Here is a 26,737-nt window from a genome sequence, read left to right as displayed (position 1 = left end):
AACAGGATTGACTTGATGTTAGCAGGGAATCATAAAAAGCTGGGTATCCGAGGGAAATTTCTCTTCATCAGTACACTGTCGATTGCACTTTGTGCACTCTCGGTTTTTATGGTCTCTCTTAGAGAATACGAAGCCATTTATATTCATTCTGTAAAAAACAATCTTCAGGCCTTAGTCGCAAATGTTGCCGATGATCTGCTCTTCAGTTTTTCTGAAGAGCCGGAAAATTTCATTCTGAAAAATAAACTCCTCTCTTTCGAAAGATATGATCACATTCTCTATGCCGATGTTTATGACGCACACTGGAATCTACTAGAACGCTACTCTAAAACCTCAGCCAAACCGATTCATATCATTGATAATCCACAGTATCAGGCTCTCATTGCCCAAAAAAAAACATTCCCAGTGACACATATTGATGATTTTTTGGTTAGCATGGACACCATTGGCAATCCGGATTACCCGGTCGGTTATTTGGAAGTCGTCCACGACTTCAACCAGCCAATTGCCAGTCGCCGTCACGATCTCCTTATCAAAGCCATTCCTCTGGTATTGCTGATTCTGGTCATTTCTCTGGCCATTTCTTGGTATATGTTTCAGCGCATTGTAACGCCTTTGATCCGCCTCTCGGCATTTACCAGACAAGTCAAACACTCGAGAAATTATACGCTCCGGCATGCCGCTGAAGGCGTCAGTGAAGTGTTGCACCTGAGCCAAGATATCAATTCAATGTTGGAGACGATCAATCAGGAACATCAGTTGAATCAGGAACAGAATAAAAAGCTGCGCCAGCAACAAGTCTCCATGTTTCACCTCGCCAATTACGATCATCTCACCGATTTGCCCAACCGACGCTATGTGATGGAAACACTGAAACAATATCTACTCAGTGCACAGCAGCATCACACCGATATGGCTATTTTTTTCCTCAATGTAGACCGTTTTAAAGATATTAACGATTTGATGGGGCACACAGCTGGTGATGATTTGTTACGTCATCTGAGTCAACTCATTGCGAGGAGTCTGCGGTCAAATGACACGCTTGCCCGCCTCGGTGGTGATGATTTTCTGGTGGTATTACCCGATCTGCCGGATTCAAGTATCGCGAAACAGATTGCCCAAACAATTATCGACCGACTGAAAACCCCGATTACCATCAGCCAGTGGGAAATCCAGACCAGTGTCAGTATTGGTATTGCCATGGCCAAAGCGTCCGATTTCGACATCGATACCCTGATTTCTAACGCTGATATTGCGATGTCTCACAGCAAAAACGTTGGTAAAGGGTCATATCGGCTGTTCAATCCTCAAATGTTACATCAAAAACGGCGTATGTTGCAGATCATCAACCGTATATCAACGGCAATTGACAACCATGAATTCTTTTTGGTTTATCAACCTAAAGTGTCTCGCCAAGGTGAAGTGATTGGATTTGAGGCACTCATCCGTTGGAACAACCCAGATCTAGGGATGATTGCACCTTCCGAATTTATTCCTATCGCAGAAAATGGCGGCAAAATCAGCGAAATCACGAGCTGGATGCTCTGTCAGGCTATTCAGGATTTAGATGAAATTCAGTCAATCTGTCCCCATCCCGTCATCATCTCCGTCAATATTTCATCGAAAGATTTAATGACAACTCAGTTGGAGAATGTCCTGCATCAGGCTTTAACAACCTATCATCAAGATATTACCCGGCTTCAGTTTGAGATTACCGAGTCCAGTTATTTGGAAAAGTTTGATTTGGCAAACCAATTCTTCTCTCGAATCAGGGCGCAGGGTAGTTCCATTGCACTCGACGATTTCGGCACCGGCTATTCATCATTGAGCTATCTGAACCGCATTGATATCGATACCTTAAAAATTGACCGTCAGTTTGTCGTCAACTCATTTAACAGTGATAAAGATGCTTCGGTTCTCAATGCTATTCTGTCGCTCTCACAACAGCTCGGATTACATAGCTGTTGTGAAGGTGTAGAAACGGAAGAACACGCCCGTTACCTCATAGAAAAAGGTTGCGATAGTCTGCAAGGGTATTACTTTTCTGCCCCGGTGCCACTGGACAATTTAGCGCAGGCCATCCATTCATCAATACAAAACTATTCCCGGTTATTCACCTCTCTCGAACCACACGCTCACGATTGATCGCCGACAGACCATAACCATGCAGCCCCACGGACGCCTCTTGAATCGCCATGGACAGCTTGCCCCATCGGTGTCTGATACTCCCCGCCAAAAATAAATTCAGGCAGTATTTGCGGGATATTGTGATAGAAACGCTGGATATTGCTCACGCTACCAACAAAGACCACCACATCCGGGTCAATAATGTTGCTGTATGCCGCCAGCGATTGTGCCAACCGACGTTCACAATCACACAAACCTGTTGGGCGAGCTCATCTCCCTGTGCAGCCAGTTCATCGATCCGGTTGCCGGTCAATGCCAATACACATGATATTTCCTCGGCTCTTTAAAGGTGACATCTCTTTTATCGTTCTTAAGTAAATCTTAAGACTTGCCCACTACGATGATCTCAATGTTTCAACCACATGTCAGATTTTTTACGACCTGATTCATATGAGGATGTTATGAAAACAAGCCATCAAGGGCTCAAGCGGGTCTATTTCGCCACCATTTATTCGATGAAAGGCCTCCGCTCGGTCTGGCGTCATGAAGCCGCCTTTCGTCAGGAGGTGATGGTCTCTATGCCACTAATCGTGCTCACTTTCTGGCTCAACGTCACGTCAAGCGACCAGATGCTCATGATTGCATCGTTGATCCTGATTTTAATCGCTGAACTGTTTAACTCTGCCGTCGAAGCTGTTGTTGACCGGATCAGTGACGAATTTCACGAATTAAGCGGCAGAGCCAAAGATATCGGCTCTGCGGCTGTCTTTGTCACCATTTTACTGACTGCCTTTATCTGGACGTGGATTTTAGTATGAAAATCAATCGCACCATAACATTTTACCCGTTCTCATATACCATCATGACGCTGATCCTTTCAGCTTACTTTGCCGTATTTCTCAATCTGCCGATTTACTCGGCTTTGAAGACCATTTTCAACAAGCTTGAGACGGTTGATACCGGCTTTATCATCTCAATCCCGCTATTTTTCTTCTGCACCTTAAATATTATCTTTGCGCTGTTTACTTGGCCGAAAATCACCAAGGTCTTCTTTTCTATTCTGATCATTACCTCAAGCATCGTCTGTTATGCGAGTTACAACTACGGTGTCATATTTGACATCGATATGATCCGTAATATCGTCGAAACCAACACTGGTGAAGCAACCTCATATCTGAGTATGAACTCGATCTTATGGGTCACCATTCTGGGGATCATTCCAACCATTTCACTGTGGTTATCCCCGATCCGTCCAGAACGCAGCGTCCTACGCTTAGTCGGTAAAAAGCTCCTGACGATCAGTATATCGCTACTGGGGATCATCATTATTGCCATGTTCTACTATCAGGACTACGCCTCCGTCGGCAGAAACAACAGCTATTTGCGTAAACTGATCATTCCGACCTATTACGTACATAGCCTCGATCGATTTATCCGAGAAAGCTATCTGACGGCTCCGATGGATTATAAACAGATCGGTCTGGACGCCTATCAACCCAAACCAACTGCCAGTAATGGCAAACCGACACTATTTGTTTTTGTGTTAGGGGAAACCGCCAGAAGTCAAAACTATCAGCTCAATGGTTATCCGAGAGAAACCAATCCATATACCAGCAAGTCTGATGTGATCTCTTTTCAACACGTCTCGTCATGCGGAACCGCAACTGCAGTGTCTGTCCCTTGTATGTTCTCGCGGCTGAATAAGTCTGACTACAATGAGAGAGAGGCACTCCATCAAGACAATGTACTGGATATTCTCAACCGAGCTGGTGTCGATGTTCTCTGGCGCGAAAATGACGGCGCAGACAAGCATGTGCCCGCACGCCTTCGGGAAGAAAATCTGTCCCGGAGCAGCAGCCACCCATTATGTAATGGTACAAGTTGTCTCGACATCAAGCTGCTTGAAAATTTTCAGGAAAAAGTCGCTTCGATGAAGGGGAATCGGATCATCGTCCTACACCTGATAGGCAGTCACGGCCCCACATATTATCAGCGTTATCCGAAAGAATTTGCCGCGTTCCAGCCAGACTGCCCGAGAGCGGATATTGAAAACTGTACCCAAGAACAGTTAATCAATACCTATGATAATACGATCCGCTATACCGATTACGTTGTCGGTCAAACCATCGACCAATTGAAATCGCTGGAAGATCGCTACAATACCGCCTTGATCTATATGTCTGATCACGGTGAATCGTTAGGTGAAGACGGGGTTTATCTGCACGGTCTGCCTTATAGCATCGCGCCGAAATATCAGACGCATGTACCGCTGATGCTATGGATGTCACCGGGATTTAAACAAACCAAATCCGTCAATGAAGCTTGTCTGAAAACGGAGGCGCAACAAGCCCGGATCTCTCACGACTATCTCTTCGATACATTGTTGGGCGCGCTGGATGTCACAACCCAAGCTTATCGTCCACAACAAGATGTCTTTGCCAAATGCCGTTCATCCAACCCGGCAATGGCGATAGCACAGCTATCGGAAAAATCGCCCGATCACCCAGAGTAGCTCGTCTCTGCTGATACTCCGTGATCACAAGCGATATGGATAACCACCAATAAAAAAGAGCAGCGAATGCTGCTCTGGTTGGTTTTGTTGTTACATATCGCATCAAACGCGCTATTGCAGATGGATCTGATGTTCGGCAATCAGCATACTTAATTGTTCATCTGCGCGCTGCTGTGCATCCTGAAATGCTTCATCGGCGGCAATATCGGTCACCAGTTCGTAATAACATTTTAGTTTCGGTTCCGTACCGGAAGGGCGGACAATCACTCTGGCACCGCCATCCAATTGATACACCAACACATCACTCACCGGTAAATCAATCGATTCCGTCCGTCCGTCAGCCAAATGGCGTTGCGATGTCTTATAATCTTCTGTCACCATCACTTGACGTCCGGCAATCGCCTGCGGCGGATCCGCTCGCAATGCATCACCGATTGGTGGTGTCTCTGGTGATAAGGCGATACTTTTCTGGGCAGTCACATACAGACCGTGCCGACGATAAATCGCTTCGAGCCGATCCCAGACCGTTTGTCCGTCGTGCTTGAGTGCCGTACACATCTGTACAAACGCCAGCAGTGTTGATAATCCGTCTTTATCCCACACTTGTGTGCCGATGGTGTAACCCAACGCTTCTTCATACGCAAATAAGAACGGCAAGTCTTCACGCTGTTGCTGCATGGCAACATTTGTGAGCCATTTAAATCCCGTCAGCGTCTTGAAATAAGTGGCACCATAATGCTCGGCGATCTTCTCCAGCAGACTGGAAGAAACAATGGTATTACCGACCAGTGCTTGTTGCGTGTGTCCTTTCTCTAACAAATAATCGCCTAACAAACTGCCAACCTGATCTCCGGTCAACATCCGAAATTCACCGGAAGCCTGACGCGCTGCAACCGCAAAGCGATCCGCATCCGGGTCATTGGCACAAGCCAGATCCGCCCCGACTTGTTCCGCCAATCCAATCACGAGATCCATTGCCCCCGGCTCTTCGGGATTCGGAAACTTCACCGTCGGGAAGCGACCATCGGGTTCACGCTGCTGGGCAACACTATGGACCTGTGTGAATCCGGCCTCCTGTAGCAATGCTTCAGCATAAGGCGCGCCAACACCATGCATCGCGGTATAGGCAATGGCAATGTCATTGCCACTGTTTTCCTGAGCACCCGATTGTAATAATGGATGCTGATGGACCGCCAGCCGATAGGCATCATAGTAGTCATCACTCAACCATACGAGCCGCTGCTCTGCTTCAGCTTCGGTCAGACACATCGTGTGCAGTGGCTGCTGAGACGCCAGCTCAATTGCCTGTGCGATCCCTTGATCATGTGGTGGAATGATTTGCGCACCGTTTTCCCAGTACACTTTAAATCCGTTATATTCCGGCGGGTTATGACTGGCTGTCACCACCACACCGGCTGCGGTATTCAGTTGACGAATCCCATAGGCAACCACCGGCGTCGGAGCAACTTGATCAGTGAGGTATACCTTAATCCCCAACGCTGCGAGCACTGATGCGGTATCGTAGGCAAAATCTCTCGAATCCAAACGACCATCATAACCAATGATGACACCTCGTTCTTTGGCCTGCTCGACCTGCTGAATGAGATAGTTGCCTAACCCGGTTGCCGTTTCCTGAATAACCAGACGGTTCATCCGGTTGGGGCCACAACCCACTTTGCCACGCAAACCTGCCGTCCCAAACGCTAAACGACCATTAAACCGATCTTGCAGTTCTTCCTGATTCCCGGCATCAATCAATATTTGTAATTCATCTTTTGTTGTCCGATCCGGGTCTCTTGCCAGCCAACGAGAAAATTGTTCATTCATGGGAGATACCTTTGCACTATTTCGTGATCTACATGTTTTCGAGATCCACAGTGTATGATAGATCACGGATTATTTGTGAGTACGCAATCGATAAATAATAGAAACCCTTCATCGCATTTCAGTCACAATGAGAGACTGAATACAATTTATACCTTTCCACGACACCCCTTCAAGCGCAAGTGTACACTATTTTTTACAAACAACATTTAATGTAAAGATAGGTTTAATATTGCATTTATATAAAAAAAATGATTGCAACATAATATTGAACCCGATACCTTACGTAAGTTAAAACATCTGAGGGCTGCGTTGCCTTGACAAACGTCCCCTTGACAGATGTGTCGTAATAAGAGAGGAAGAAGAACCGAATGTTTCAGACTGATGATGTAAAAATAAAACAAATTAAAGAATTACTCCCGCCGGTAGCCATTCTTGAAAAATTTCCGGCAACTGACGTTGCTTCTTCAACAACATTTAATGCGCGTAAAGCCATTCATAATATTTTGAATGACAAAGATGACCGTCTCCTTGTGATTATCGGACCATGTTCTATCCATGATCCAGAAGCCGCAATCGAATATGGCAAACAACTGAAAAAAATGCGTGATGAGTTAAGTGGCAATCTGGAAATCGTCATGCGCGTCTACTTTGAAAAGCCACGGACAACGGTTGGCTGGAAAGGTCTCATCAATGACCCGTACATGAATGATACCTATAAGATCAACGAAGGTCTGAAAATCGGACGTAAACTGTTGCTGGAGCTGACCAATCTTGGGATGCCGACTGCCAGTGAGTTTTTGGACATGATCACACCACAATATATCGCAGATTTGATCAGTTGGGGCGCAATCGGGGCGAGAACCACAGAATCACAGGTTCACCGTGAGTTAGCCTCTGGGCTATCGTGCCCGGTCGGGTTTAAAAACGGCACCGATGGTAACATCAAAATTGCAGCGGACGCCATTCGCTCGGCACGCGCATCTCACAACTTCCTTTCTGTAACTAAATTTGGGCATTCTGCGATTGTTGAAACCGCCGGAAACCCGGATTGCCACATCATTTTACGTGGTGGTAAAGAGCCGAATTACAGTGCAAAGCATGTTCAGGATGTTAAAGATAAACTGGCCGAGACCGATCTGCCGCAAAAGGTGATGGTTGACTTCAGCCATGCGAACAGCAGTAAGCAGTATCAGCGTCAAATGGTGGTGGCTGAAGACGTTTCAGCACAACTTGCCAATGGCGAAGATCAAATCTTCGGCGTGATGATTGAATCGCATCTGGTTGAAGGACGCCAAGATTTAGTCGCTGGACAAGCTCTGACTTATGGTCAGTCGATTACTGATGCGTGTATCGGCTGGCAGGATACGGAGCAGGTACTACGTCAACTCTCTGCTGCGGTTGAAGCGCGTCGCAAAGCAAAAGCGGATCGCGCTTAATCAGTAAGCGTTTATCCCCTCCCGGCTTTATTCAAGAATAACGCTGTGAATAAAAATCCCGCTTACAAGCGGGATTTTTATTGTCATTGCGAACCATTGCATCGCGAATCGTCAATCTTAGCCAGAAAAGACCTCAGTCAGATGACGTTTGTTCAATCTGCCGTATCGTTCTCCGATAGATCAACCAGGCACACAGACCCGCCAAGATGTTGCCGACCATCGATCCGAGATAGATACCTTTCAGTTCCGCTATTTGCGCACCGATCCACAAGCAAGGAAGGAAGAAGACAAACAGCCGCAACGCAGAGATCACCAACGCGGTGTATGATTTTGCCAACGCATTTTGGATCGATACCATCAACATACAAATTCCCAGCGGGCCAAGACTGATCGGAACAAAGATCAGATGCCACCGGAGTAATTGTTGGATCATCGCAACATCAGCCATCCACGCCACAATCGAACTCGCCAGAAAAAAGACCAATACTGCAAATACAGTCTGAAAAATCAGTACAAACCGCACTGCGATTCCGACCAGATGACGAATCTCAGTAATTTTTCGCTCACCAAGCATTCTGGCAACCATTGGCGGCATTGCCATCGTAAGTGCCAATACAGCCACCAGCGAGAAAAACTCAAACCGCGACCCCACCGCCCATGCAGCAACGGGTTCATTGCCGAATGACGCCAGAATGTGAGTTGCCATCATCGAAGAAACAGGCGGAAGTAGCTGACTCACTGTTGCCGGTCCCATCACCTGTAAAATCGACTTCACACTGGCCCGGATATCCAGCCCTTCCCATTGAAACGACATCCAATTGCGGGACAACACTTTCACCGTAACCACGGCAATACCAACCCCAAACGCACAGATCGTTGCCAACGCTGCGCCATTGATTCCTAAATCAAACGAGAAAATAAAAATTGGATCCAGAATCAAGTTAACCAAACTGGTGACCATCATCATCGTCCCGGGGAGGATCGTATTGCCATTCGCACGACAGATACTATACAAGAAGTACAACGTTGCACCGGTCCAGGCACTGATCAGCCAAACAGTCCAATATTGATCGATAATGGGGAATACTTCCGGGGTCGCGCCCAGTAATGCCAGAATCGGATGGCGGAGCAGATAGATCAGCACCGTCAACACTGCCACACTAATACTGCCGATTGTCAGTATCAGGCCTCCCAGCTGTTTTGCATCCTGCAGCTTGCCTGCTCCCAGAACACGGGCAATCACGGATGTGGTCGCGATTCCCAGCCCGACCTGCAAACCAATGATGACCATTTGCATCGGCAATGTGAACCCTTGGGCAGCCAGTGGCAACACGCCCAATTGCGCGATGAAAATACTGTCAACCAACTGGAATCCCATCAGAGAAAGTACACCAAAGACCATAGGCCAAGTCATTTTGAAAAGCTGGCGACCCAGTGATTGCGGAACATCTACAGTTTTCTGCATAAAAATAAAAACTCTTCTCTCGTCAGATAAAATCAAACATCATCGGCACTTTGCACCCGACTATCAGCATGGAACAGAAATGGTATTCGGCTTCGCGAATTACGTTCATCTTTATGCTGTCGGGCGAAAAGGAACGCTAGTCTACTGACTCTATGCTGATTATCAAAGCACTCTTTCCCGGTCACCATAATTTCATGATTCGATTACATTTCACCATAAACTGCTGCTTATTTGTCCAATCAGATACTAATCAGCGCTAAGTCACTAAAAATGCAAACAATTACATCTACACTGAATAAAAAAAGGAAAGGCGTGAGGGAATCATGGCAATCGAACGACTACAAACACATCAGCTTTATCATGTTGCCAAGCTGGAAAATCTGTCCAGTAAGTCCACAAAAGATTTACCCCCTATAGATGAGATCGTCGGGCAAGAACGGGCACAAAAAGCAGTTGAATTCGCCATGTCGATCAAAGAAAAAGGATACAATATTTACGCCATCGGCAGAAACGGACTCGGTAAACGAACGATGGTTCTACGCTATCTTAATCGTCATCAACACGACCCTGATGCCCTGTTTGATTGGTGCTACGTGGCAGATTTTACCGAAAGTCGTACCCCGAAAGTTTTAAAACTGCCACTCGGGCTTGGCAATCAGTTGCGTCAGGATATCGAGAAGTTGCTCGAAAAACTGGTGGGCGCGATTCCTCTGGCATTCGATAACGAGTTGTATATCGGCCGGGCAGAACAGCTCAAAAATCAGCTCGCCGCCAAGCAGCAAACCGAGTTAGAGCAAATTACCAACGATGCGAAAGAAAAAGGCGTCAGCCTGATAATCACTCAACAAGGTGATTATCAGTTTATCGCCATGAATGGCGATGAGATGCATACCGAATCCACATTTGAGGCATTGACGAAAGAGGAACAGACTTATTTCGGAGATACCATTGACGAACTGGAAGTCAAACTGCGAAATATGGTTCGCCAACTCTCTGAGTGGGAAGAAAGCTACAACGAAAAAATTAAAAAGCTCAATGATGAAGTCACAGGCGAAGTGCTCAATCACCTTATCAAAAAACTCAGAAAGGATTATTCCGGTCACCCGGAAATCAAAACCCATCTTGCAAATCTGCGCAAAGATATTATCGACAATGTCGATATCTTTCTGGAAGAAAGTGGCGAACAAGGTGAGATCGCGGCAGCCGCGTTGGACAAGAAATTACCGCGTCGCTACAAAGTCAATGTGTTGGTCAGCCACCCGAAAGACTGCTTTCCAATCGTAGTTGAAGAGAATCCGAATTATCACTCGCTGTTCGGCTATATCGAAAACGCCACCTACAAAGGGACCGTATTCACCGATTTTTCACTGATTCGCTCAGGGAGTTTACACCGTGCCAATGGCGGGGTTCTGCTCATGGATGCGATTAAGGTGTTGGAGCGACCCTACGTCTGGGACGGTCTGAAACGCGCCCTGCGTTCACGTCAGATCAGCATGACATCGCTGGAGAGAGAAGTAACGTTAAGTGGTGCAATCTCGCTGGATCCCGAACCCATTCCACTGAATGTGAAAATCATTCTGTTCGGGGATTACCGGACTTACCAACTACTGACGAATTATGATCCTGAGTTCGGTGAACTCTTCCGAGTCACCGCTGATTTTGAGGATGAAATGCCTCGCAACGCAGACTCAGAACTACAATATGCACGATTTATCTCCAGCTTCGTGCACGACAACAACTTACTCCATTGTGATCGCAAAGCGATGGGGCGCATCATTGAACACAGCTCCCGCATCGCCGGAGATCAAAATAAACTGTCACTACACTCAGCACATATCGCGAATCTACTTCGCGAATCAAACTATGTGGCCAAGCAAGCCAACTCGAATATGATTCGTCAGGGGCATGTTGATGCAGCACTGCACAATCAGGAACTACGGGTTAATCGTATCCAGCATAATGTGATGGAAGGATTTCTCAACGGCACCACGTTGATGCAGACGGAAGGACATGCGATCGGCCAGGTGAACGCGCTGTCGGTACTCAGCACCACCGATCATATGTTTGGCGTACCGAATCGTATTACGGCAACCACCTGTTACGGTGAAGGCGACATTATCGATATCGAACGAAGTGTTGATCTCGGTGGCAGTATTCACTCAAAAGGCGTGATGATCCTCACCGCATACCTCCATTCGGTACTGGGTCAGAATGCTAAACTCCCGCTCACCACAACACTGACGTTTGAGCAGTCTTACGGCGGAGTCGATGGCGACAGTGCCAGTATGGCGGAGTTCTGTGCCATCCTTTCTGCTTTTTCAAAACAGCCCAACCGACAGGATATTGCGATTACCGGCTCGATGAATCAGTTTGGTGAATCACAGCCGATTGGCGGAGTGAATGAGAAAATCGAGGGGTTCTTCGATGTATGCACCATCAAAGGCCGTCGCCCACAACAGGGGGTGATTATTCCCCGCTCCAATGTACATAACCTGATGTTACGCAATGATATTGTCAATGCCATTGAAAAGCAGGAGTTCCATATCTGGGCGATAGACCATGTCACCGAAGCGATCGAAATCTTCACCGGTAAACCCGCCGGCACTGCAACGGAAGACGGTAGTTATCCGATCAATTCGATCTTTGGAATTGCCCAAGCCAAACTAAACGCAATGCGCAAGTAAGCAGCGTATGAGTCGGGGTAAATTGCTATTTGCCCCGCTCCATTTTTCTTACTGCCCCAACACTCAGCCCATCAAAAAAAGCATGATTTATCTCTAATAAATCAGTAGGATATCAACCTAGTTCTAAATAAACCGCTCACAAATTCGTGCGGCAGAACTGCAAATAAAGCCGTCTATATCGCTCGTTATATATTAGGAGTCATGGTCATGATCAGGGAAATCACAAAATCGGAGTTTGAGTCGTTTTGGCCAACATTTTCTTCGGTAATTCAGGCTCAAGAAACTTACGCATTCGATCCGAATATGACGTTAGAAGAAGCATTCGTGCTCTGGTATGAAATACCTTTGCAAGCCTATGCTTTCATTGAAAACGATGTTGTGCTGGGGACTTATTACATCAAGCCGAATGCACTAGGGCCGAGTCGTCACATTTGTAACTGCGGTTATATGGTCTCAGGTGCAGCCAGAGGTAAAGGGATTGCGCGTCAAATGTGTGAACATTCACAACAGAAAGCGCTTGAACTTGGCTTTAACGCCATGCAGTTCAACAGTGTCGTGTCAACCAATGAAATCGCCGTCAGGCTATGGCAGAAGCTCGGTTTTACGATCATAGGAACCATTCCGAAAGCCTATCAGCACGCTCAATTAGGATTTGTTGATAGCTACATCATGTACAAATGGCTGCGGACATAATCGATTGCGCAAGCGGGATAAAAAACTATTCAGTCATCGTTTGAGGTGATGACTCGCGTCGGTTTTCAGTTCGATGTGACTCATTTTCGCCAAAGGGCAAACCCCGTCATTTACGATATAATTTAGGCTTTATACATTGATCATTTTATAGCCCTGATATAGTGTTTAACGGTGTCTATAAATAAATGTAGAATGGAAAAGCATGAAAGCTGAGAAAAGAAAAGTCACTCAAAAGATGATCTATCGTTCTGTTGCGAGTTCGACTGCGATTGAAACCGGCGACTCCATAAAAACCATTGAGCAAAAGCTTAAATCTAATAAGAAAAAGCACGCACATTTAACACTCGCTGGCTAAAACTCCTTTGACTAACCTTGCTGTATATTGGTAATCGCCACTCAATCCTGCCTGTATAGAAGCGATATAGAAGTCTTTATTTTGATCCCATAAGCTGTAGTCAAGGAGTCCATATCCTGCTTCTTGACTCATATAATCGATAAGCAATCGGCTAATTCTACCATTACCTTCTCTGAAGGGGTGAATCAGGATAAATTCGACGTGACTTTCCGCAATAAATGCAATGAGTTCTTCTGTCGTCATTTTATCAACATATTGTATTTGCGATAGATATTTTGACTCAAAATCATCAATCATTGGGCCAATTTGGCGTGGTACCGTAAACTCGAAGTCATCCTTCCACATCCTAACATTTCTGATTTTTCCAGCCCAAGAGTACACATTACCAAGCCATTGTCGATGCCAACTCATGATAGTTTGGAAACTGAATTCATCATCAATCACTGTGTTTGAGAATAGTTTTTCGTATAGTTTAACGAGAAGATAGGTCTCAACTTCATTCATCTCCTCAGCATCTACAATTCCCAGCTTGTTTAAAAGAACTGAGTTTCCAGACCCCGGCTGATATTGCGTTTCTTCAATATCGACATCATATCTTGACATTGGTACTGCATCTTAGTTAAACCTTTTGTGTAGTGTAGGAGTGCATAAAAAATAATTCAATGCAACGGACTATTCACTCTTGGATACAAAATGTTTTTGTGAGCAAGTCTACTATTTTTTATAATCATCATTCTCCATAACAAATTGAATTTATTAATGAAAGAAACGATGAAGATACAAACCTACTCCCCAAAATGGGCCCGAGAGATTGCTGACTTGTTTTATCAGTCGGTACATGCCATTGATCCTTCGGTGTATACACCCGAACAAAAGGAAGCTTGGGCCCCGACACCGATTAATTATCAGTTGTGGGCTGAGCGACTCAGTCACAAGCAACCATTCGTGGCAATCATCGACAACCGAATTGCCGGTTTTATCGAGCTCGATAGTGATGGCCATATTGATTGCACCTATACACATCCAGATTTTCAGGGAATCGGGGTTGCTGCTTCCCTTTATGAACACTTGCTTGCAAAAGCGACAGAAGCCGGTATCGAACGCTTATACGTTGAGGCGTCGCTTATCGCTAAACCTTTCTTCGAATGTCGTGGCTTTACTGTGGTCAAGAACAATGAAGTACAACGCAACGATGCGTCTCTCATCAATTTCTCAATGGAAAAACATCTTCACCCAAATCATCAGATATCCTCGTAAGATGTGAGTTGATATGAGTAAGTAACATTTGAATTGCATGCTTACTTGACGACGTTTGCTGAGAGCCATGAAAGTGAGAGCGCATACACATCGTTGTCGTACAATCACTGGTATTTTAAAGCCATATAAGTAACGACACGCATACTACAATGGTGATAAGAATATGAGTGAATTTGAGAAAATGGGCTTAGGTTTGGAATTTGATGCAACCAGTTCCGAATTTGCTGAGTTGAGGAATAGAGCGTTTGATTTACTGAAAGAAATAAATTCACGTCAATTTGAAGCGGCCAAACCTTACGTTACCCAATTATTCAAGCATGTGGGAAAAAATACGGTCGTATGTCCGCCATTCCTCTGTGAATATGGAAAGAGCATTTCTATCGGTAACAATACCTACATCAACATGGGTGTGACCATGCTAGATAATGCACCGATAACAATCGGCAATGATGTTTTAATTGGCCCAAGTGTCCAATTTTATACACCGACCCATTCATTAGATTATCGAAAACGCAAGAATTGGCAATTTCAGTGTTTACCAATCGTCGTCGAAGACGATGTCTGGATCGGGGGAAATGCCGTGATTTGCCAAGGTGTCACCATCGGTGCACGCTCAGTGATTGCGGCTGGTTCCGTGGTAACCAAAAATGTGGCACCAGACACTTTAGTCGGGGGCGTACCGGCTAAATTTATCAAAACGCTGGATGATTAATTGCTAACAAGCTTTGGTCCTTTTTAACAAATGGTACCTAATCCCCTGCTTGAAATAATGATTGTGTCATCAGGCGAAGAAGGTACTTTAATCAAAGATATGATCGATCCCAGCTATCCTGACAGCCACACGCTTGAGATTTCCTATGGACAAGCGCTTGGTTTGACAGTTGAGCAACATAATGAGGGAAAATATGACTTCTATGGATTTATATACGACGTCTTTCTGGGGTATTTTGATTATTCTTCTCACATGGATGATTCAAGGATTCGTTGCATCTGTAGCGAAAGGATCTCAGGAAGGTGCAATCCCCGGTAAAATTGATGCATCACTCAGTCACGATTCATTTGTGTTCAGATCTCACCGCACCTTTATGAACTCGCTGGAAAATCTCCCAATCATGTTGGGGACATCATTTTTAGCCATTTTAGTGGGAACGAATGTATTTTGGACGGGTATTTTTATCTGGGTTTTTGCCGGGGCAAGAATTGTACATATGGTGCTTTACTATGCGATTGCCACAGAAACGAACCCTAGTCCGCGCTCCTATTTCTTCTTACTCGGTTTATTATCCAATATCTGTTTATTTGTTTTGTGTGCGCTCACTCTTGCCTCATGAGCTCAGGTGGTCACCAAACTCACACCTTAAAAACACGTGAGAGAACAAAATAAGCCGATAAACACCCCCCCTGCATAATCAAATAAACCTTGAGCCACCATTTTACTCAAGATTGTGCCCAAGGTTTATTTTAAAGGTAAAAAGGTGAGGAGACCTCACCTTCATTGACATCAATTACTCAGATACAAATGTCATCACTGACCAAGGGTCTGCGTAAGCAGTAAAGCGATTGTTACTCACTGCGTATTTGCCGCCATAACTGACGTTCTTAGACGCTGAAGTGACATATTTTGTCATTGAACCAACAGTGCCATTTTGCAGCGTAAATTTCAGTTCCTTATGAGAGTTGCTTCGGTTGACAACGGCAACAACCAGTTTGCCGGAGCGGTTTTTATAAGCCGTCACATAGACATTACTTTCCGGTACTTCAGTTGCCGCAATACGGACATCACCCGGACGAATGAATTTTGAATATTGTGACATCACATAACCACGTTTACTGATGTTACCATTCTCACTTAACAAGCCATAGCTACGGCGAACATACCACCAGATATAAGCGCTATAATTAGCAACCATACTTTGATGTAGCTCTAGACCAACATCCATGGCTTTGTTCCAGTTATTTCCATCTTCATTATCGGTATAGTGCTCAGTCATCCAAAGTTTTTTACCTTTTTGCAATGCAAGCGGGTAGTTTTTGGGTTTCACACCATATAAGTGACCGCCGATAATATCGACATGGCTACTGGCTACAGAGTTATTTAAAATTGGATCGGAAAGGGCAGGATTAAAGCCTAATGATTCTGGCGCTAAAATTTTAAGCGAAGCGTCCAGACGCCATCCCTGATCATTTAAATAATTGACGAAATCTGCACCTGACCAATCGCAAGACTCATAATTTGGATGCCAGTCCGGTTCATTTTGGATTGACAACGCATAAATTGGTGCATTTTTACCGGCCATATAATGGGTAAAATCCATTAAATGGTTGGTATATCCCCAATAATGTTCTTTTTTAAGTTTTCCACCATTATTGACGTTGTTATTGGTCTTCATATAAGCAGGGGGTGACCAAGGTGTTGCCAATAATTTGGCACCATAAGAATGAGCAATTTGTGCGGTCGGTACTTGTCTATACCATTGGTTTGAATCAGGATCGATTCGCATACGCATGATGGATAAACCCATCTGACCATCACCATTACCAAATGCAGTCGTCGCTTGTGCCGATGTTAAATCATTAACCCACCCAGGTGCATTCATGCCGCCAAACCCATCAATTTCTTGATATTCGGCATTAAAATTCACGTATACAGAACCAGCAACGGCATTTAAGCTCATCGAACCAAGCAAAAAAACCGTTGAGATTCCTAGTAATTTCTTCATCTCCATATTTGTCCAACCTTGTTAGCTAGTGTTAAATATTATACGACAGATATAACTGCCAATTCATTTACTCAACCATACATAGATGTCTGACTTCGTAAAACTTAATGAGAACAATTGAATAACAGAACCACTTAGAAATATATCCCAACATTTATATATTAGGTGATCTTGTCAACTATGCCATCCCATGTAATATATGTAACCCACAAAAATTATAAAATATGACTAGTGCCAAGTAATTACATACGAATAAAATACATTTAATTCAATAAGCACCTTATTTATTGTGATATGAAACGGACCGGATTAAATACGATTAAAATGAATGAATTCATTTGATTTGATGACGAATAAAATTATATTTAATTTTAATTTATTATAAGGAACACAGTACTGAATATTACTTGTTGATATATAAATAAAAAAATATATCATAAAATTCAAAACTTGGTTTCTATAAGATAATGAACAATCTTCGCCTCTGTGTGCGCACGAAAGATCGCATCCAGATAAAAGATACAAATTTGAGCCGGAACGATTCGATAATAACGGTTCAAAGGAAAACAAAAGAGAGCCTACCCCGACTTGAAGTAGCCTCTCTCTGATACTTTTCCTTCCCTATGATTTACCGTTCATTCACAGGTAATAATGGGGGGACTTCCGGTAATAGCAGCGCGTTATCGATATCTGCCTGTGTCATTTTAAACGCATCAGGAAAATGCTCGCGACTTATCCGTCTGAGCGGTTCTGTAGAACGCCAAGTATAGAGGCATTGTTGGCATTGATAGACCGTCCATACATCGGGGACTGGTGACAGAGCAAGTGTCATTATCTCTTTATGGGCACAGCGTGGACAAATCATTGTTTACCTTCCTTTGCTTCATCAATCATACGAATTAATTTGGATGCCCACTCTTTCGTCTCAGGCAGATCTTTAACTGGCATCCCGTAGTTTCCTCGATTATCCGGAGCAACCGGCGTTGTCGCATCGATAATCAATTTATCCGTCATCCCTGCCGGCGATGAGCCGGGATCCAGTTCAAGAACCGACATGTTATTCAGTTGAACCAAGTCACCTGCCGGATTCACTTTCGATGACATCGCCCACATCACTTGTTTTAAATCGAAAGGATCCACATCTTCATCAACCATAATGACCATTTTGACATAGCCAAGACCATGCGGCGTGGTCATGGCACGCATTCCGACTGATCGGGCAAAGCCACCGAAACGTTTTTTCGTCGAGATAATCACCAGTAAACCATGTGTGTACATGGCATTCACTGCTTGGACTTCAGGAAACTCAGCTTTGAGTTGTTGATACAAGGGGACACAAGTCGTAGGCCCAATTAAATAATCAATTTCCGTCCACGGCATTCCGAGATATAAGGATTCGAAAATTGGATTGGTCCGGTAAGAAACCTTATCAATTCTGACAACGGTCATTCTCCGACCACCGGAATAATGTCCGGTAAACTCACCGAATGGTCCTTCGATCTCACGGACACCACATTCAATAACCCCTTCGAGCACGACTTCAGATCCCCAAGGCACATCAAATCCGGTCAACGGTGCTTTTACAATCGGATACGGTGCTTCTCTGAGCGCCCCTGCCATATCGTATTCAGACTGATCATATTTAAGTGGTGTTGCCCCCATCAGTGTGATGATTGGATCATTACCGAGCACAATCGCCACAGGCAGATCCTCGCCCCTCTCCTCTGCTTTATGCAGATGAATCGCAATGTCATGCATCGGAATCGGCTGCAAACCCAACTTTCTTTTACCTTTGACTTCCAGCCGATAAACTCCGACATTTTGCTTGTCAAAGTTGTCTGGATCCGTCGGATCCCGAGAAACTGTACACCCCTTATCGAGATAGAATCCGCCATCCCCATCGTTGAGCCGGAAAAGCGGCAGAATATCAAACAAATTGATCGCTTCACCATCAACGGTATTTTCTGCCCAAGGCGGGTTGTCCCGATAAACAGGTGCCACAGGAAAATTATCCCAACGACGAATAAATTCATCGATCTGTTTTTTCACCGGTGTATTGGGTGGTAACCCAATTGATATCGCGTGATTTGGCCACGACCCAACGGTATTCATCACCACTTTGGCGTCGGTAAACCCCTCGATATTATCAAACCAAAGTGCCGGTGCACCGTCACCAATTCTCCCAGCCGCATTGGCCGCAGCGCCAATATCCGGTTCTGCTTTCACCTGCTCGGTAATTCTCAGCAGTTGTCCTTGCTCTTCTAACGCATTTAAATAACTTCTTAAATCATCAAAAATCATTAACGATTTCCTCATCATGTCTATTGGTTCTTTGAGAAAGACCTTGCCAACGTTTCGCAAACGGCGCATCCAGACCAAACTGATCCAGCACTCTCGTGACAATATGCTGTTTAATATCCTCGACAGACTCAGGTCGGTTGTACCACGCAGGCATGGGGGGCACCATCGAGACGCCCATTCTGGCAAGCGCGAGCATATTCTCTAAGTGGATAGGATTGAGCGGCATTTCACGGGGAACAAGCACTAGTCGACGTTGCTCTTTTAAGATCACATCAGCAGCACGACCAATTAAACCCTCAGCATATCCGGAACGGATACCAGCCAAAGTCTTCATACTACAAGGAATAATGATCATGCCGTCTGTTCTGAATGAACCGGATGAAATCGCCGCCGCCTGATCCGCAGAATGATACGTGACATCGGCCAGAAGACTGACGTCTCTGGCAGTCATTGACGTTTCGAGTTCAATCGTTGTTTTTGCCCAACGCGACATTACAAAATGTGTTTCTACATCCGGAATTTGCTGTAATGCTTGCAATAGCGTAACAGCCAAAGGGGCCCCGGTAGCACCTGTCATTCCAACAATTAGCCTCATACACCCTCAAAATTGTGATTGAAAATATTGTTCGCATACGAACAATATGGTTAAACTAAATCTTATACACACAAAAAGCAATGTTAAAATTTCAAATCAGTGATACCTAAGTTCCCTTGCAGCAACTTGGGTATATAATTAGCAAAAATACGTAATGAATGGGTATTTTGTATGACGATATTTTGTATAACATCGTGCCCTTCTTTCATTAAGAGCAAGGATAACCTGAACAGATGACTCAACCATTAGATTCAGCTGTATTTCACTTAATGCGGAAACTATTTCAAGAACACACATCCTATTGGCAAGAAGCATTACCCCATGTGACAAAACCACAGTTTTCCGTTTTGCATGCGATTGCCCAATCTCCGGGAATTGAACAAGTTGATCTGGTGGAAGCGGCCATTACGACCAAAGCAACATTGGCAGAACTACTGGGCAGAATGGAAAAACGGGGGCTGATTAACCGGCAGCATGGCACACAAGATAAAAGACGCCGTTTTGTTTATTTAACGACGGAAGGCGAAAGGCTTTACCATGATTCAATGGCAGTCGTTCAATCACTCGATATGCGGTTTCTGAGCCGTATCTCAGCAGCGGAGCATCAACAATTGTTGCGTATTCTGAATACATTATCCGCCAGCCGTTAAGCACCGCCCCAAAACGTCAAAAGCACTGACGGTTTGTCAGTGCTTTTGCATGATTCGCTTCTTGAGAAAATATCAGCCCCCGGCAACCCACTGATGCTTGGTTTTGATACTGGAAATCAGCATATAGAAGCAGGTACTGAGTGAAATCACAAATAAATAGCCCAGCAGCCCCTGATTGCCTTGTATAAACCAGTTCGCCATGAGCGGTCCCAATACCGAACCCACACTGTAACTAAACAGCATCACCTGCGTTGCCGACACAATATAGTTAGCATCTAACTTGTCACATCCGAGATTGATCGCAATCGGATAGAGCGCAAACGTTGCAACACCCAACAGAAATAACCCAAGTACCAACGTACTCATTCCAGAGTAAAGGACCGGTAAAACGGATGCGCCGGCACCAACCAAACAAAACATGGCCATCAGGAGTTTACGCCCCAGAAATTTTGACAACCAAGGAATGATCGGCTGTACGGCCATTGCGCCGAGGATAACCAATGCGAGCAAACTACCAAGATGTGTCGTCGGAATGCCACGATTTGCGAGTTCAACTGGCATTAAACCATAAATGGCCCCCAGCATCAGTCCAGAAACCAGACACCCGATCAATGCAGCATGGTTAAGCTTGGTCATCTGTTTCCAGGATAAACTTATCGCTTGTTGTGCAGGCGGCTGATCCATGTCGCCATAAATCAAAACCACAGAAGCCAGAACCAACAACACAATAATGACCGTAAATGGGATCACACCGGAGACCCCCAAACCAATACCGAACTGACCAATTGCAGTCCCGCCGTATAAAGCCACCATGTAAATGCCTAAACGCTTTGCACGTCGAGACGCATCACCATGTAACAGCCAAGATTCGACCACCACAAAGACACCGGCAACCGCAACCCCGGCCACAAAACGTGCAGCAAGCCAGATCGCGGCATAAGGCAGTAATGGCAATACCACAATGGAAAGTAGCAAGATCACCAAACACCAGATAAATGCCAGTCGATGCCCGCAACGGTTCACAAAAGGTTCCATCATCACCGCGCCTAACAAAAGACCGGCATAAAAAACACTGGCAAGCCAGCTCGCAAGCGATGTGTCTAGCCCATAATGAGTCAGAATAAGTGGGATCAAACTCATGAGGTAACCGGACGCAATCGCATACAGGGCCAAAGCGATCACAGGCACCGCAATGCGCTGAGTAGCAATAGAGGAAGTCTCCAACTGAATAGCCTCGAAATCAGATAGAACAACAGGAATCGGAAATTTTCGCGGCGAATATCGCGCTAACTCATCAAAAGATAAAATGAAAAATCATAGTCTTAACGATTAATAATTTTTATCAAACAGATGAACAGACATTTTTCATTAATGAAACGGAGAAAGGCAGTTGAAAACACTAACTAAATGATTTTATGCGGTGCTTTTTAGCATAAAAACTATCACGATAAAAATTATCTTTTATAAAAATCAACCAATCAATCGCTTTTCAATCAGACTTGCAAACGATCAATCAATTGATGGACCAAGCTATCCACCATGTCAGCAATCTGCGTGAGATGCGCCGGCTTAGCCTGATCGATATGAATCCCACAACTGACCGAAACAACACAATTGAGAGCGGAAGCAATCACCTGAGCGGTACGATGCGCAAGCAGATCTTCTTTATGGCCTAACACACACAGCACCGACGTCGATGCACTTACCTTTGATGCATCTTGCAAACTTGCCCGCGGTTGCGCCAGTGCCACAGCACCAATATGTGCGGCATCACCACCGTGGATCGTCACCAGCAAATCCCGGCCCACGATAACAGCGACTAACTCAATCACGATCCCCGCAGATTCCAGCGCTAACTGTACAATGTGATCTGATGAATATGGCGTCATACTATGTCTTCCTATTTTGTCTTCCTATTTTCAATGATTGACTATCATTGCCCGAGGCTTTTATCACCGACCATGTACCGACAGGCTAATCATGTCTAATCAAGCGCAAACGATCAGTATTTCTCATACGATTTGCATCGTAGTGACAAGTATACGGCGTGTAAAGTCTCATCGTTTGTTAGAACGGATAGTTTGTATGGACTTGCGTGTGGGTTCGAGGAGAACGGATGCCTGGAATAATGAAAAATAAACCACAATTCAGGGGGGAGAGTGTTTGTTTTTGTTGTGCAAATGTTACTCTGACAATCAAGATACACGCCTGAGCAACTCAGATTGTTTCAGTCAGCTCAATCAATGCACGATGGAGGCATAGTGATTAATACAACAAAGGCAAAACTGGACATCAATATCGGGGGCGAACATCTGGTCATCCAGCAACGTTATGAGGCATTGAGTGCCTTCAATGATCTGCTCATTGCGATCTGGTTTCTGATCGGCAGCTTCTTTTTCTTAAACGATTCGTTGGTTGAAAGCGGGACTTGGCTATTTATCGCCGGCAGTGCTCAGCTCCTGATTAAACCATTTATCAAACTAACCAGTCTGGTTCATCTTTATCGCATTCAAAATCGCTACAATAACGAGTAACGATGAAATGACATCGGCTCCCACGCATTCACGTGAGAGCCGATGACTCAGGATGAACAATCAGTGAGGCGTATTATTTATCTTGATGCTGCTTACTGTCGGCATCAGGCGTTTCTCCGACCACACCCTGACTCATTTCAGGCGCGTCTCCCATCATCTCTTGATCAGTTTTCGGTGCAGCTTGATCATGTGAGCCCTGACCATCATTATCCATTGTCGCTGGATCAACAGACTCTTGACCCGCATCCATGGTTGCAGAATCTGTTTGCTCACTACCCATTGTGGTTTTTTCAGTGGCAGCGTTATCGTCGTTACATGCCGTCAGACCAAAAGCAATTGCAGTTGTCAGTAGCATCATGGCAATCGGGTTTGATAGTTTAGACATAACTTCTCTCCTATTTGAACGGCTGAGCGTTCACACATTAAATTCAGTGAGGCCAGTGTAATAAATCACATGGAAAAGATTTCAAATTTCAGGTCAAGAGTTCGTACTAATTGTGTAAGGAATCAAACATTTCCCTGACCTGAAAAACAAACTGTGCAACAAACGGTATATCAAAGCATCGAAAAACAGCTATATTAATTCGTGAACCCCATCATAAAAAAAATCAAATAGGTAAATCATGCAATGTCAGCCCCCGGAAGTTTCTGCGCCATACCAGAATCTCATCACCCGCTTATCCTCTCGGCTTGCGCCTGAATGTATTATCACGCAGCCGGAACAACGCTTAGCTTATGGCACCGATGCCAGCTTTTATCGTTTAATTCCACAAGTTGTACTTCGGCTGAAAGATGTCGATGAAGTCATATTCACCCTGCGCATTTGCTATGAACTCAATATTCATCTGACATTTCGGGCAGCCGGTACCAGCCTGTCCGGACAGGCGGTTTCAGACTCAGTGCTGGTTACCCTAACCGATGACTGGCGCAACTATCAGATTTCAGAACAGGGCCATAAAATCAAGTTACAACCCGGCGTGATCGGTGCGGATGCGAATCGCTATCTGGCCCCCTACCAACGAAAAATCGGGCCGGATCCGGCATCAATCAACGCATGTAAGATCGGGGGTATCGCAGCCAACAATGCCAGCGGTATGTGCTGTGGCACTGCGCAGAACTCGTATCAGACCATTGCTGACATCCATATCATTTTTGCTGACGGGAGTACGCTCAATACGGCAGACTCTGAGAGCATTGAAGCGTTCAAACAACGAAATCCGACGCTCATCAGCGGGATTCAAACACTCTGCGAACAAACACGGCAAAACCACCAGCTAACCGATTTGATTCGACATAAATACCGCCTGAAAAATACCACCGGTTATGCGCTCAATGCGCTGATTGACTATACCGACCCGATTGACGTAATTAAGCATTTGATGATCGGTTCCGAGGGAACACTGGGATTCATTGCCGAAATCACCTACCACACCGTGGCAGAACATCCGTTTAAAGCTTCAGCGCTGCTGGTCTTTCCCGACATCGAGCAAGCCAGTCAGGCCGTCACGACACTCAAAACAACGCCTGTGGCTGCTGTGGAAATGATGGATGGCCGCTCACTCCGGGCTATCGCCGATGAACCGGGAATGCCGGATTTCATCGCCACGCTGGATGAACATGCGACCGCATTACTCATTGAGTCTCATAGCCACAATGAAGAACAGCTTACGATGCAATGTGAACAGATTATGCAGCAGCTCGCCGCTTATGCGATTCTGGAATCCGTGCCATTTACCTCAGATCAACAGACAGTCACAACGCTATGGGGCATTCGGAAAGGGCTTTTCCCGGCGGTTGGTGCGGTGCGAGAAACCGGCACGACGGTCATTATTGAAGATGTTGCTTTCCCGATTGAACATCTGGCCGGAGGTGTGCGTGATTTGCAGACACTATTTAACAAACACCACTATCATGAAGCGATTATTTTCGGTCATGCACTGGAAGGCAATTTACATTTTGTCTTTACACAGGGGTTTGACCAAGCGGAAGAAATTGCACGATATAGCGCGTTTATGGATGATGTCGCGCAACTGGTCGCGGTGAAATACGGCGGTTCACTGAAAGCAGAACATGGTACCGGGAGAAACATGGCACCCTATGTTGAGCTGGAATGGGGAAAATCCGGTTACGCGCTGATGCAACAGATAAAGAAATTATTTGACCCCACCGGCAGGCTGAACCCCGGAGTGGTTCTCAATGCCGATCCGCAGGCACATGTCCAACATCTCAAACCCATGCCACCAGCCAACCCATTGGTTGATCGCTGTATTGAATGCGGTTTTTGCGAGGCAGTCTGCCCGTCCCGAACACTGACACTCTCCCCGCGGCAACGAATTGTTCTGTACCGGGAATTGCAGCACCGCCGAACGCTTGAAGACAGCGCCGACATTCAGGCGCTAGAACAAGCCTTTGAATATCAGGGAATCGATACATGTGCCGCCACAGGCTTATGTGCGACGCGTTGTCCGGTTGGCATTAATACCGGTGATTTGGTGAAGCAGCTGAGAACCGAGAAATACAGCCGCTATGATTCAATTGCCCGGTGGACCGCGAACCATTTCACCGCCACAACGCAACTTGCCAGAACCGGACTAAAACTGAACGCATCGGCAACACGTCTGCTTGGTACGGAACGAATGCAGCACTGGAATCAACGGTTACGTCACCATGTACCAATACCCAAGTGGTTACCAGAAATCCCGACACCAAATCGTGATGCCATCGCTAAATACCGTGACACGCCAGCGAACAATAAGGTCGTCTATTTCCCGTCCTGTGCCAGTCGAGCGATGGGAACAACACCACAAGGCGAGGATCAACGCTCTCTCACGGAGGTCACACGTCGGTTACTGAATAAAGCAGGATTTGAAATTATCATCCCTGATCATTTAAACGAACAGTGCTGCGGAATGCCCTATGACAGTAAAGGGATGACACCACACGCCCAACACAAAGCTCATCAGTTAGAGCTGGCTTTACTCGATGCCTCTGAACAGGGTCGCTATCCGGTTTTGATGGACACCAGCCCGTGTGTGCAGCGGCTGAAAACTGAATTGAGTTCAACGATACCACTCTACGAACCGGCTGAGTTTGTCAGTCGCTACCTGTTGGAATTGCTGACCATCACCCCAACCGAAGAAACGATTATGCTCCACATTACCTGTAGTGCCCGAAAAATGGGATTGGAAGATGTGATGTTAAAATTGGCTCAGGCCTGTGCCCGTGAGGTCATCGTCCCGGAACATATTCAGTGTTGTGGCTGGGCCGGAGACAAAGGCTTCACCACACCAGAATTGAATCAGGCTGCATTACAACCGTTGAAAAGTCAGATACCGCCGGATTGTAAACGAGGCTTCAGTCATAGCCTGACCTGTGAAATTGGTCTTTCACACCACAGCGGTATTCCTTATCAATCCATCCTGTATCTGGTAGATGAAGTGTCCGATAAGATCAGCGCTTGATAAACAACAGCCCGATTTACAATGTAAATCGGGCTGTTGACCTTTCGTGGTTGAATTTTGTTCAATCTGAACGGGTATTGATCGCGGCGCGGGGCATGCCGCTTAGAATCCTAAGCAAAT

At 45.5% G+C, this 26,737-nt stretch carries 24 protein-coding genes; 13 read left to right on the top strand and 11 right to left on the bottom strand.

Annotated elements, in window-relative coordinates; translation table 11 throughout:
* Positions 1-15 precede the first annotated feature (15 nt).
* Positions 16-2,145, top strand: coding sequence for a putative bifunctional diguanylate cyclase/phosphodiesterase (locus tag MKS89_RS15975; RefSeq protein WP_072954255.1), 2,130 nt, complete (start codon positions 16-18; stop codon positions 2,143-2,145).
* Here the strand turns inward: MKS89_RS15975 and MKS89_RS15970 are convergent.
* Positions 2,136-2,360 carry an ROK family protein gene (locus tag MKS89_RS15970; protein ID WP_165614801.1) on the bottom strand — a complete coding sequence of 75 codons (225 nt, stop codon included), beginning with the start codon at positions 2,358-2,360 and terminating at the stop codon, positions 2,136-2,138. The genes MKS89_RS15975 and MKS89_RS15970 overlap by 10 nt on opposite strands.
* A 228-nt stretch (positions 2,361-2,588) precedes the next feature.
* Between MKS89_RS15970 and MKS89_RS15965 the strand changes: the two genes are divergently transcribed.
* Together MKS89_RS15965 and MKS89_RS15960 are read left to right on the top strand one after the other, a co-directional pair.
* A complete protein-coding gene (locus MKS89_RS15965; protein WP_072954249.1) occupies positions 2,589-2,945 on the top strand; it encodes a diacylglycerol kinase in 357 nt (118 codons plus the stop codon).
* Positions 2,942-4,639: a phosphoethanolamine transferase gene (locus MKS89_RS15960; RefSeq protein ID WP_072954246.1), complete on the top strand. Its 1,698-nt coding sequence runs from the start codon at positions 2,942-2,944 to the stop codon at positions 4,637-4,639. The genes MKS89_RS15965 and MKS89_RS15960 overlap by 4 nt, the downstream gene beginning before the upstream one ends.
* A gap of 111 nt (positions 4,640-4,750) precedes the next feature.
* On the opposite strand, the gene MKS89_RS15955 is transcribed toward MKS89_RS15960, so the two are convergent.
* Entirely contained in the window at positions 4,751-6,466 is a 1,716-nt protein-coding gene (locus MKS89_RS15955) for a phospho-sugar mutase (RefSeq protein ID WP_072954243.1), read from the bottom strand.
* A gap of 368 nt (positions 6,467-6,834) precedes the next feature.
* Between MKS89_RS15955 and aroG the strand changes: the two genes are divergently transcribed.
* Positions 6,835-7,902, top strand: coding sequence for a 3-deoxy-7-phosphoheptulonate synthase AroG (gene aroG / locus MKS89_RS15950; RefSeq protein ID WP_072954241.1), 1,068 nt, complete (start codon positions 6,835-6,837; stop codon positions 7,900-7,902).
* 133 nt (positions 7,903-8,035) lie between these two features.
* Here the strand turns inward: aroG and MKS89_RS15945 are convergent, their stop codons facing one another.
* A complete protein-coding gene (locus MKS89_RS15945) occupies positions 8,036-9,367 on the bottom strand; it encodes an MATE family efflux transporter (RefSeq protein WP_072954238.1) in 1,332 nt (443 codons plus the stop codon).
* Positions 9,368-9,690: 323 nt separating this feature from the next.
* Here MKS89_RS15945 and MKS89_RS15940 point away from each other — a divergent pair, with 323 nt between their 5' ends.
* From MKS89_RS15940 to MKS89_RS15930, 3 genes are all read left to right on the top strand, one after another.
* A complete protein-coding gene (locus MKS89_RS15940; protein WP_072954236.1) occupies positions 9,691-12,051 on the top strand; it encodes a Lon protease family protein in 2,361 nt (786 codons plus the stop codon).
* A 207-nt stretch (positions 12,052-12,258) separates the two neighbouring features.
* The gene (locus MKS89_RS15935; RefSeq protein ID WP_072954233.1) at positions 12,259-12,744 is read left to right on the top strand and encodes a GNAT family N-acetyltransferase; all 486 of its coding nucleotides are present in this window, start codon (positions 12,259-12,261) and stop codon (positions 12,742-12,744) included.
* 202 nt (positions 12,745-12,946) lie between these two features.
* Entirely contained in the window at positions 12,947-13,099 is a 153-nt protein-coding gene (locus MKS89_RS15930; protein ID WP_162841352.1) for a hypothetical protein, read from the top strand.
* Here MKS89_RS15930 and MKS89_RS15925 read toward each other — a convergent pair.
* On the bottom strand, positions 13,082-13,702 hold the full coding sequence (locus MKS89_RS15925) for a Fic/DOC family protein (protein ID WP_072954230.1): 621 nt from the start codon (positions 13,700-13,702) through the stop codon (positions 13,082-13,084). The two genes, MKS89_RS15930 and MKS89_RS15925, sit on opposite strands and share 18 nt — an antisense overlap.
* 168 nt (positions 13,703-13,870) lie before the next feature.
* Between MKS89_RS15925 and MKS89_RS15920 the strand changes: the two genes are divergently transcribed.
* The 3 genes from MKS89_RS15920 to MKS89_RS15910 all read left to right on the top strand — a co-directional run bounded on the left by MKS89_RS15920 (position 13,871) and on the right by MKS89_RS15910 (position 15,687).
* A complete protein-coding gene (locus MKS89_RS15920) occupies positions 13,871-14,356 on the top strand; it encodes a GNAT family N-acetyltransferase (RefSeq protein WP_072955047.1) in 486 nt (161 codons plus the stop codon).
* Between the two features lie 163 nt (positions 14,357-14,519).
* Positions 14,520-15,068, top strand: coding sequence for a sugar O-acetyltransferase (locus MKS89_RS15915; RefSeq protein ID WP_072954227.1), 549 nt, complete (start codon positions 14,520-14,522; stop codon positions 15,066-15,068).
* Positions 15,069-15,261: 193 nt separating this feature from the next.
* Positions 15,262-15,687: an MAPEG family protein gene (locus MKS89_RS15910; RefSeq protein ID WP_072954225.1), complete on the top strand. Its 426-nt coding sequence runs from the start codon at positions 15,262-15,264 to the stop codon at positions 15,685-15,687.
* 174 nt (positions 15,688-15,861) lie between these two features.
* Here MKS89_RS15910 and MKS89_RS15905 read toward each other — a convergent pair whose 3' ends face one another.
* The 4 genes from MKS89_RS15905 to MKS89_RS15890 form a co-directional block, all read right to left on the bottom strand.
* Positions 15,862-17,076 carry a glycoside hydrolase family 30 beta sandwich domain-containing protein gene (locus MKS89_RS15905; RefSeq protein ID WP_207521925.1) on the bottom strand — a complete coding sequence of 405 codons (1,215 nt, stop codon included), beginning with the start codon at positions 17,074-17,076 and terminating at the stop codon, positions 15,862-15,864.
* Positions 17,077-17,704: 628 nt separating this feature from the next.
* Positions 17,705-17,941, bottom strand: coding sequence for a non-oxidative hydroxyarylic acid decarboxylases subunit D (locus MKS89_RS15900; protein ID WP_072954219.1), 237 nt, complete (start codon positions 17,939-17,941; stop codon positions 17,705-17,707).
* A complete protein-coding gene (locus MKS89_RS15895) occupies positions 17,938-19,377 on the bottom strand; it encodes a non-oxidative hydroxyarylic acid decarboxylases subunit C (protein WP_072954216.1) in 1,440 nt (479 codons plus the stop codon). The genes MKS89_RS15900 and MKS89_RS15895 overlap by 4 nt, the downstream gene beginning before the upstream one ends.
* Positions 19,367-19,972, bottom strand: coding sequence for a non-oxidative hydroxyarylic acid decarboxylases subunit B (locus tag MKS89_RS15890; protein WP_072954214.1), 606 nt, complete (start codon positions 19,970-19,972; stop codon positions 19,367-19,369). Before MKS89_RS15890 ends, MKS89_RS15895 begins: the two co-directional genes overlap by 11 nt.
* Positions 19,973-20,205: 233 nt before the next feature.
* On the opposite strand from MKS89_RS15890, the gene MKS89_RS15885 reads away from it, so the two are divergent.
* Entirely contained in the window at positions 20,206-20,622 is a 417-nt protein-coding gene (locus MKS89_RS15885; protein WP_072954210.1) for a MarR family winged helix-turn-helix transcriptional regulator, read from the top strand.
* A 72-nt stretch (positions 20,623-20,694) separates the two neighbouring features.
* Here MKS89_RS15885 and MKS89_RS15880 read toward each other — a convergent pair whose 3' ends face one another.
* Entirely contained in the window at positions 20,695-21,846 is a 1,152-nt protein-coding gene (locus tag MKS89_RS15880) for an MFS transporter (protein ID WP_072954207.1), read from the bottom strand.
* 269 nt (positions 21,847-22,115) lie between these two features.
* The gene (gene lpdD / locus MKS89_RS15875) at positions 22,116-22,511 is read right to left on the bottom strand and encodes a prenylated flavin chaperone LpdD (RefSeq protein WP_072954203.1); all 396 of its coding nucleotides are present in this window, start codon (positions 22,509-22,511) and stop codon (positions 22,116-22,118) included.
* Between the two features lie 375 nt (positions 22,512-22,886).
* Here lpdD and MKS89_RS15870 point away from each other — a divergent pair, with 375 nt between their 5' ends.
* A complete protein-coding gene (locus MKS89_RS15870) occupies positions 22,887-23,156 on the top strand; it encodes a YrhK family protein (protein ID WP_306345695.1) in 270 nt (89 codons plus the stop codon).
* Positions 23,157-23,229: 73 nt separating this feature from the next.
* Here the strand turns inward: MKS89_RS15870 and MKS89_RS15865 are convergent, their stop codons facing one another.
* Positions 23,230-23,541: a hypothetical protein gene (locus MKS89_RS15865; RefSeq protein ID WP_072954198.1), complete on the bottom strand. Its 312-nt coding sequence runs from the start codon at positions 23,539-23,541 to the stop codon at positions 23,230-23,232.
* Between the two features lie 238 nt (positions 23,542-23,779).
* Here MKS89_RS15865 and MKS89_RS15860 point away from each other — a divergent pair, with 238 nt between their 5' ends.
* Positions 23,780-26,617, top strand: coding sequence for an FAD-binding and (Fe-S)-binding domain-containing protein (locus MKS89_RS15860; RefSeq protein ID WP_072954196.1), 2,838 nt, complete (start codon positions 23,780-23,782; stop codon positions 26,615-26,617).
* Positions 26,618-26,737 lie beyond the last annotated feature (120 nt).

The organism is Vibrio gazogenes, from assembly GCF_023920225.1.
GTDB lineage: Bacteria > Pseudomonadota > Gammaproteobacteria > Enterobacterales > Vibrionaceae > Vibrio > Vibrio gazogenes.
Note: the sequence above shows the minus strand (reverse complement) of the source record. Positions and strands in the feature narration are given on the sequence as shown.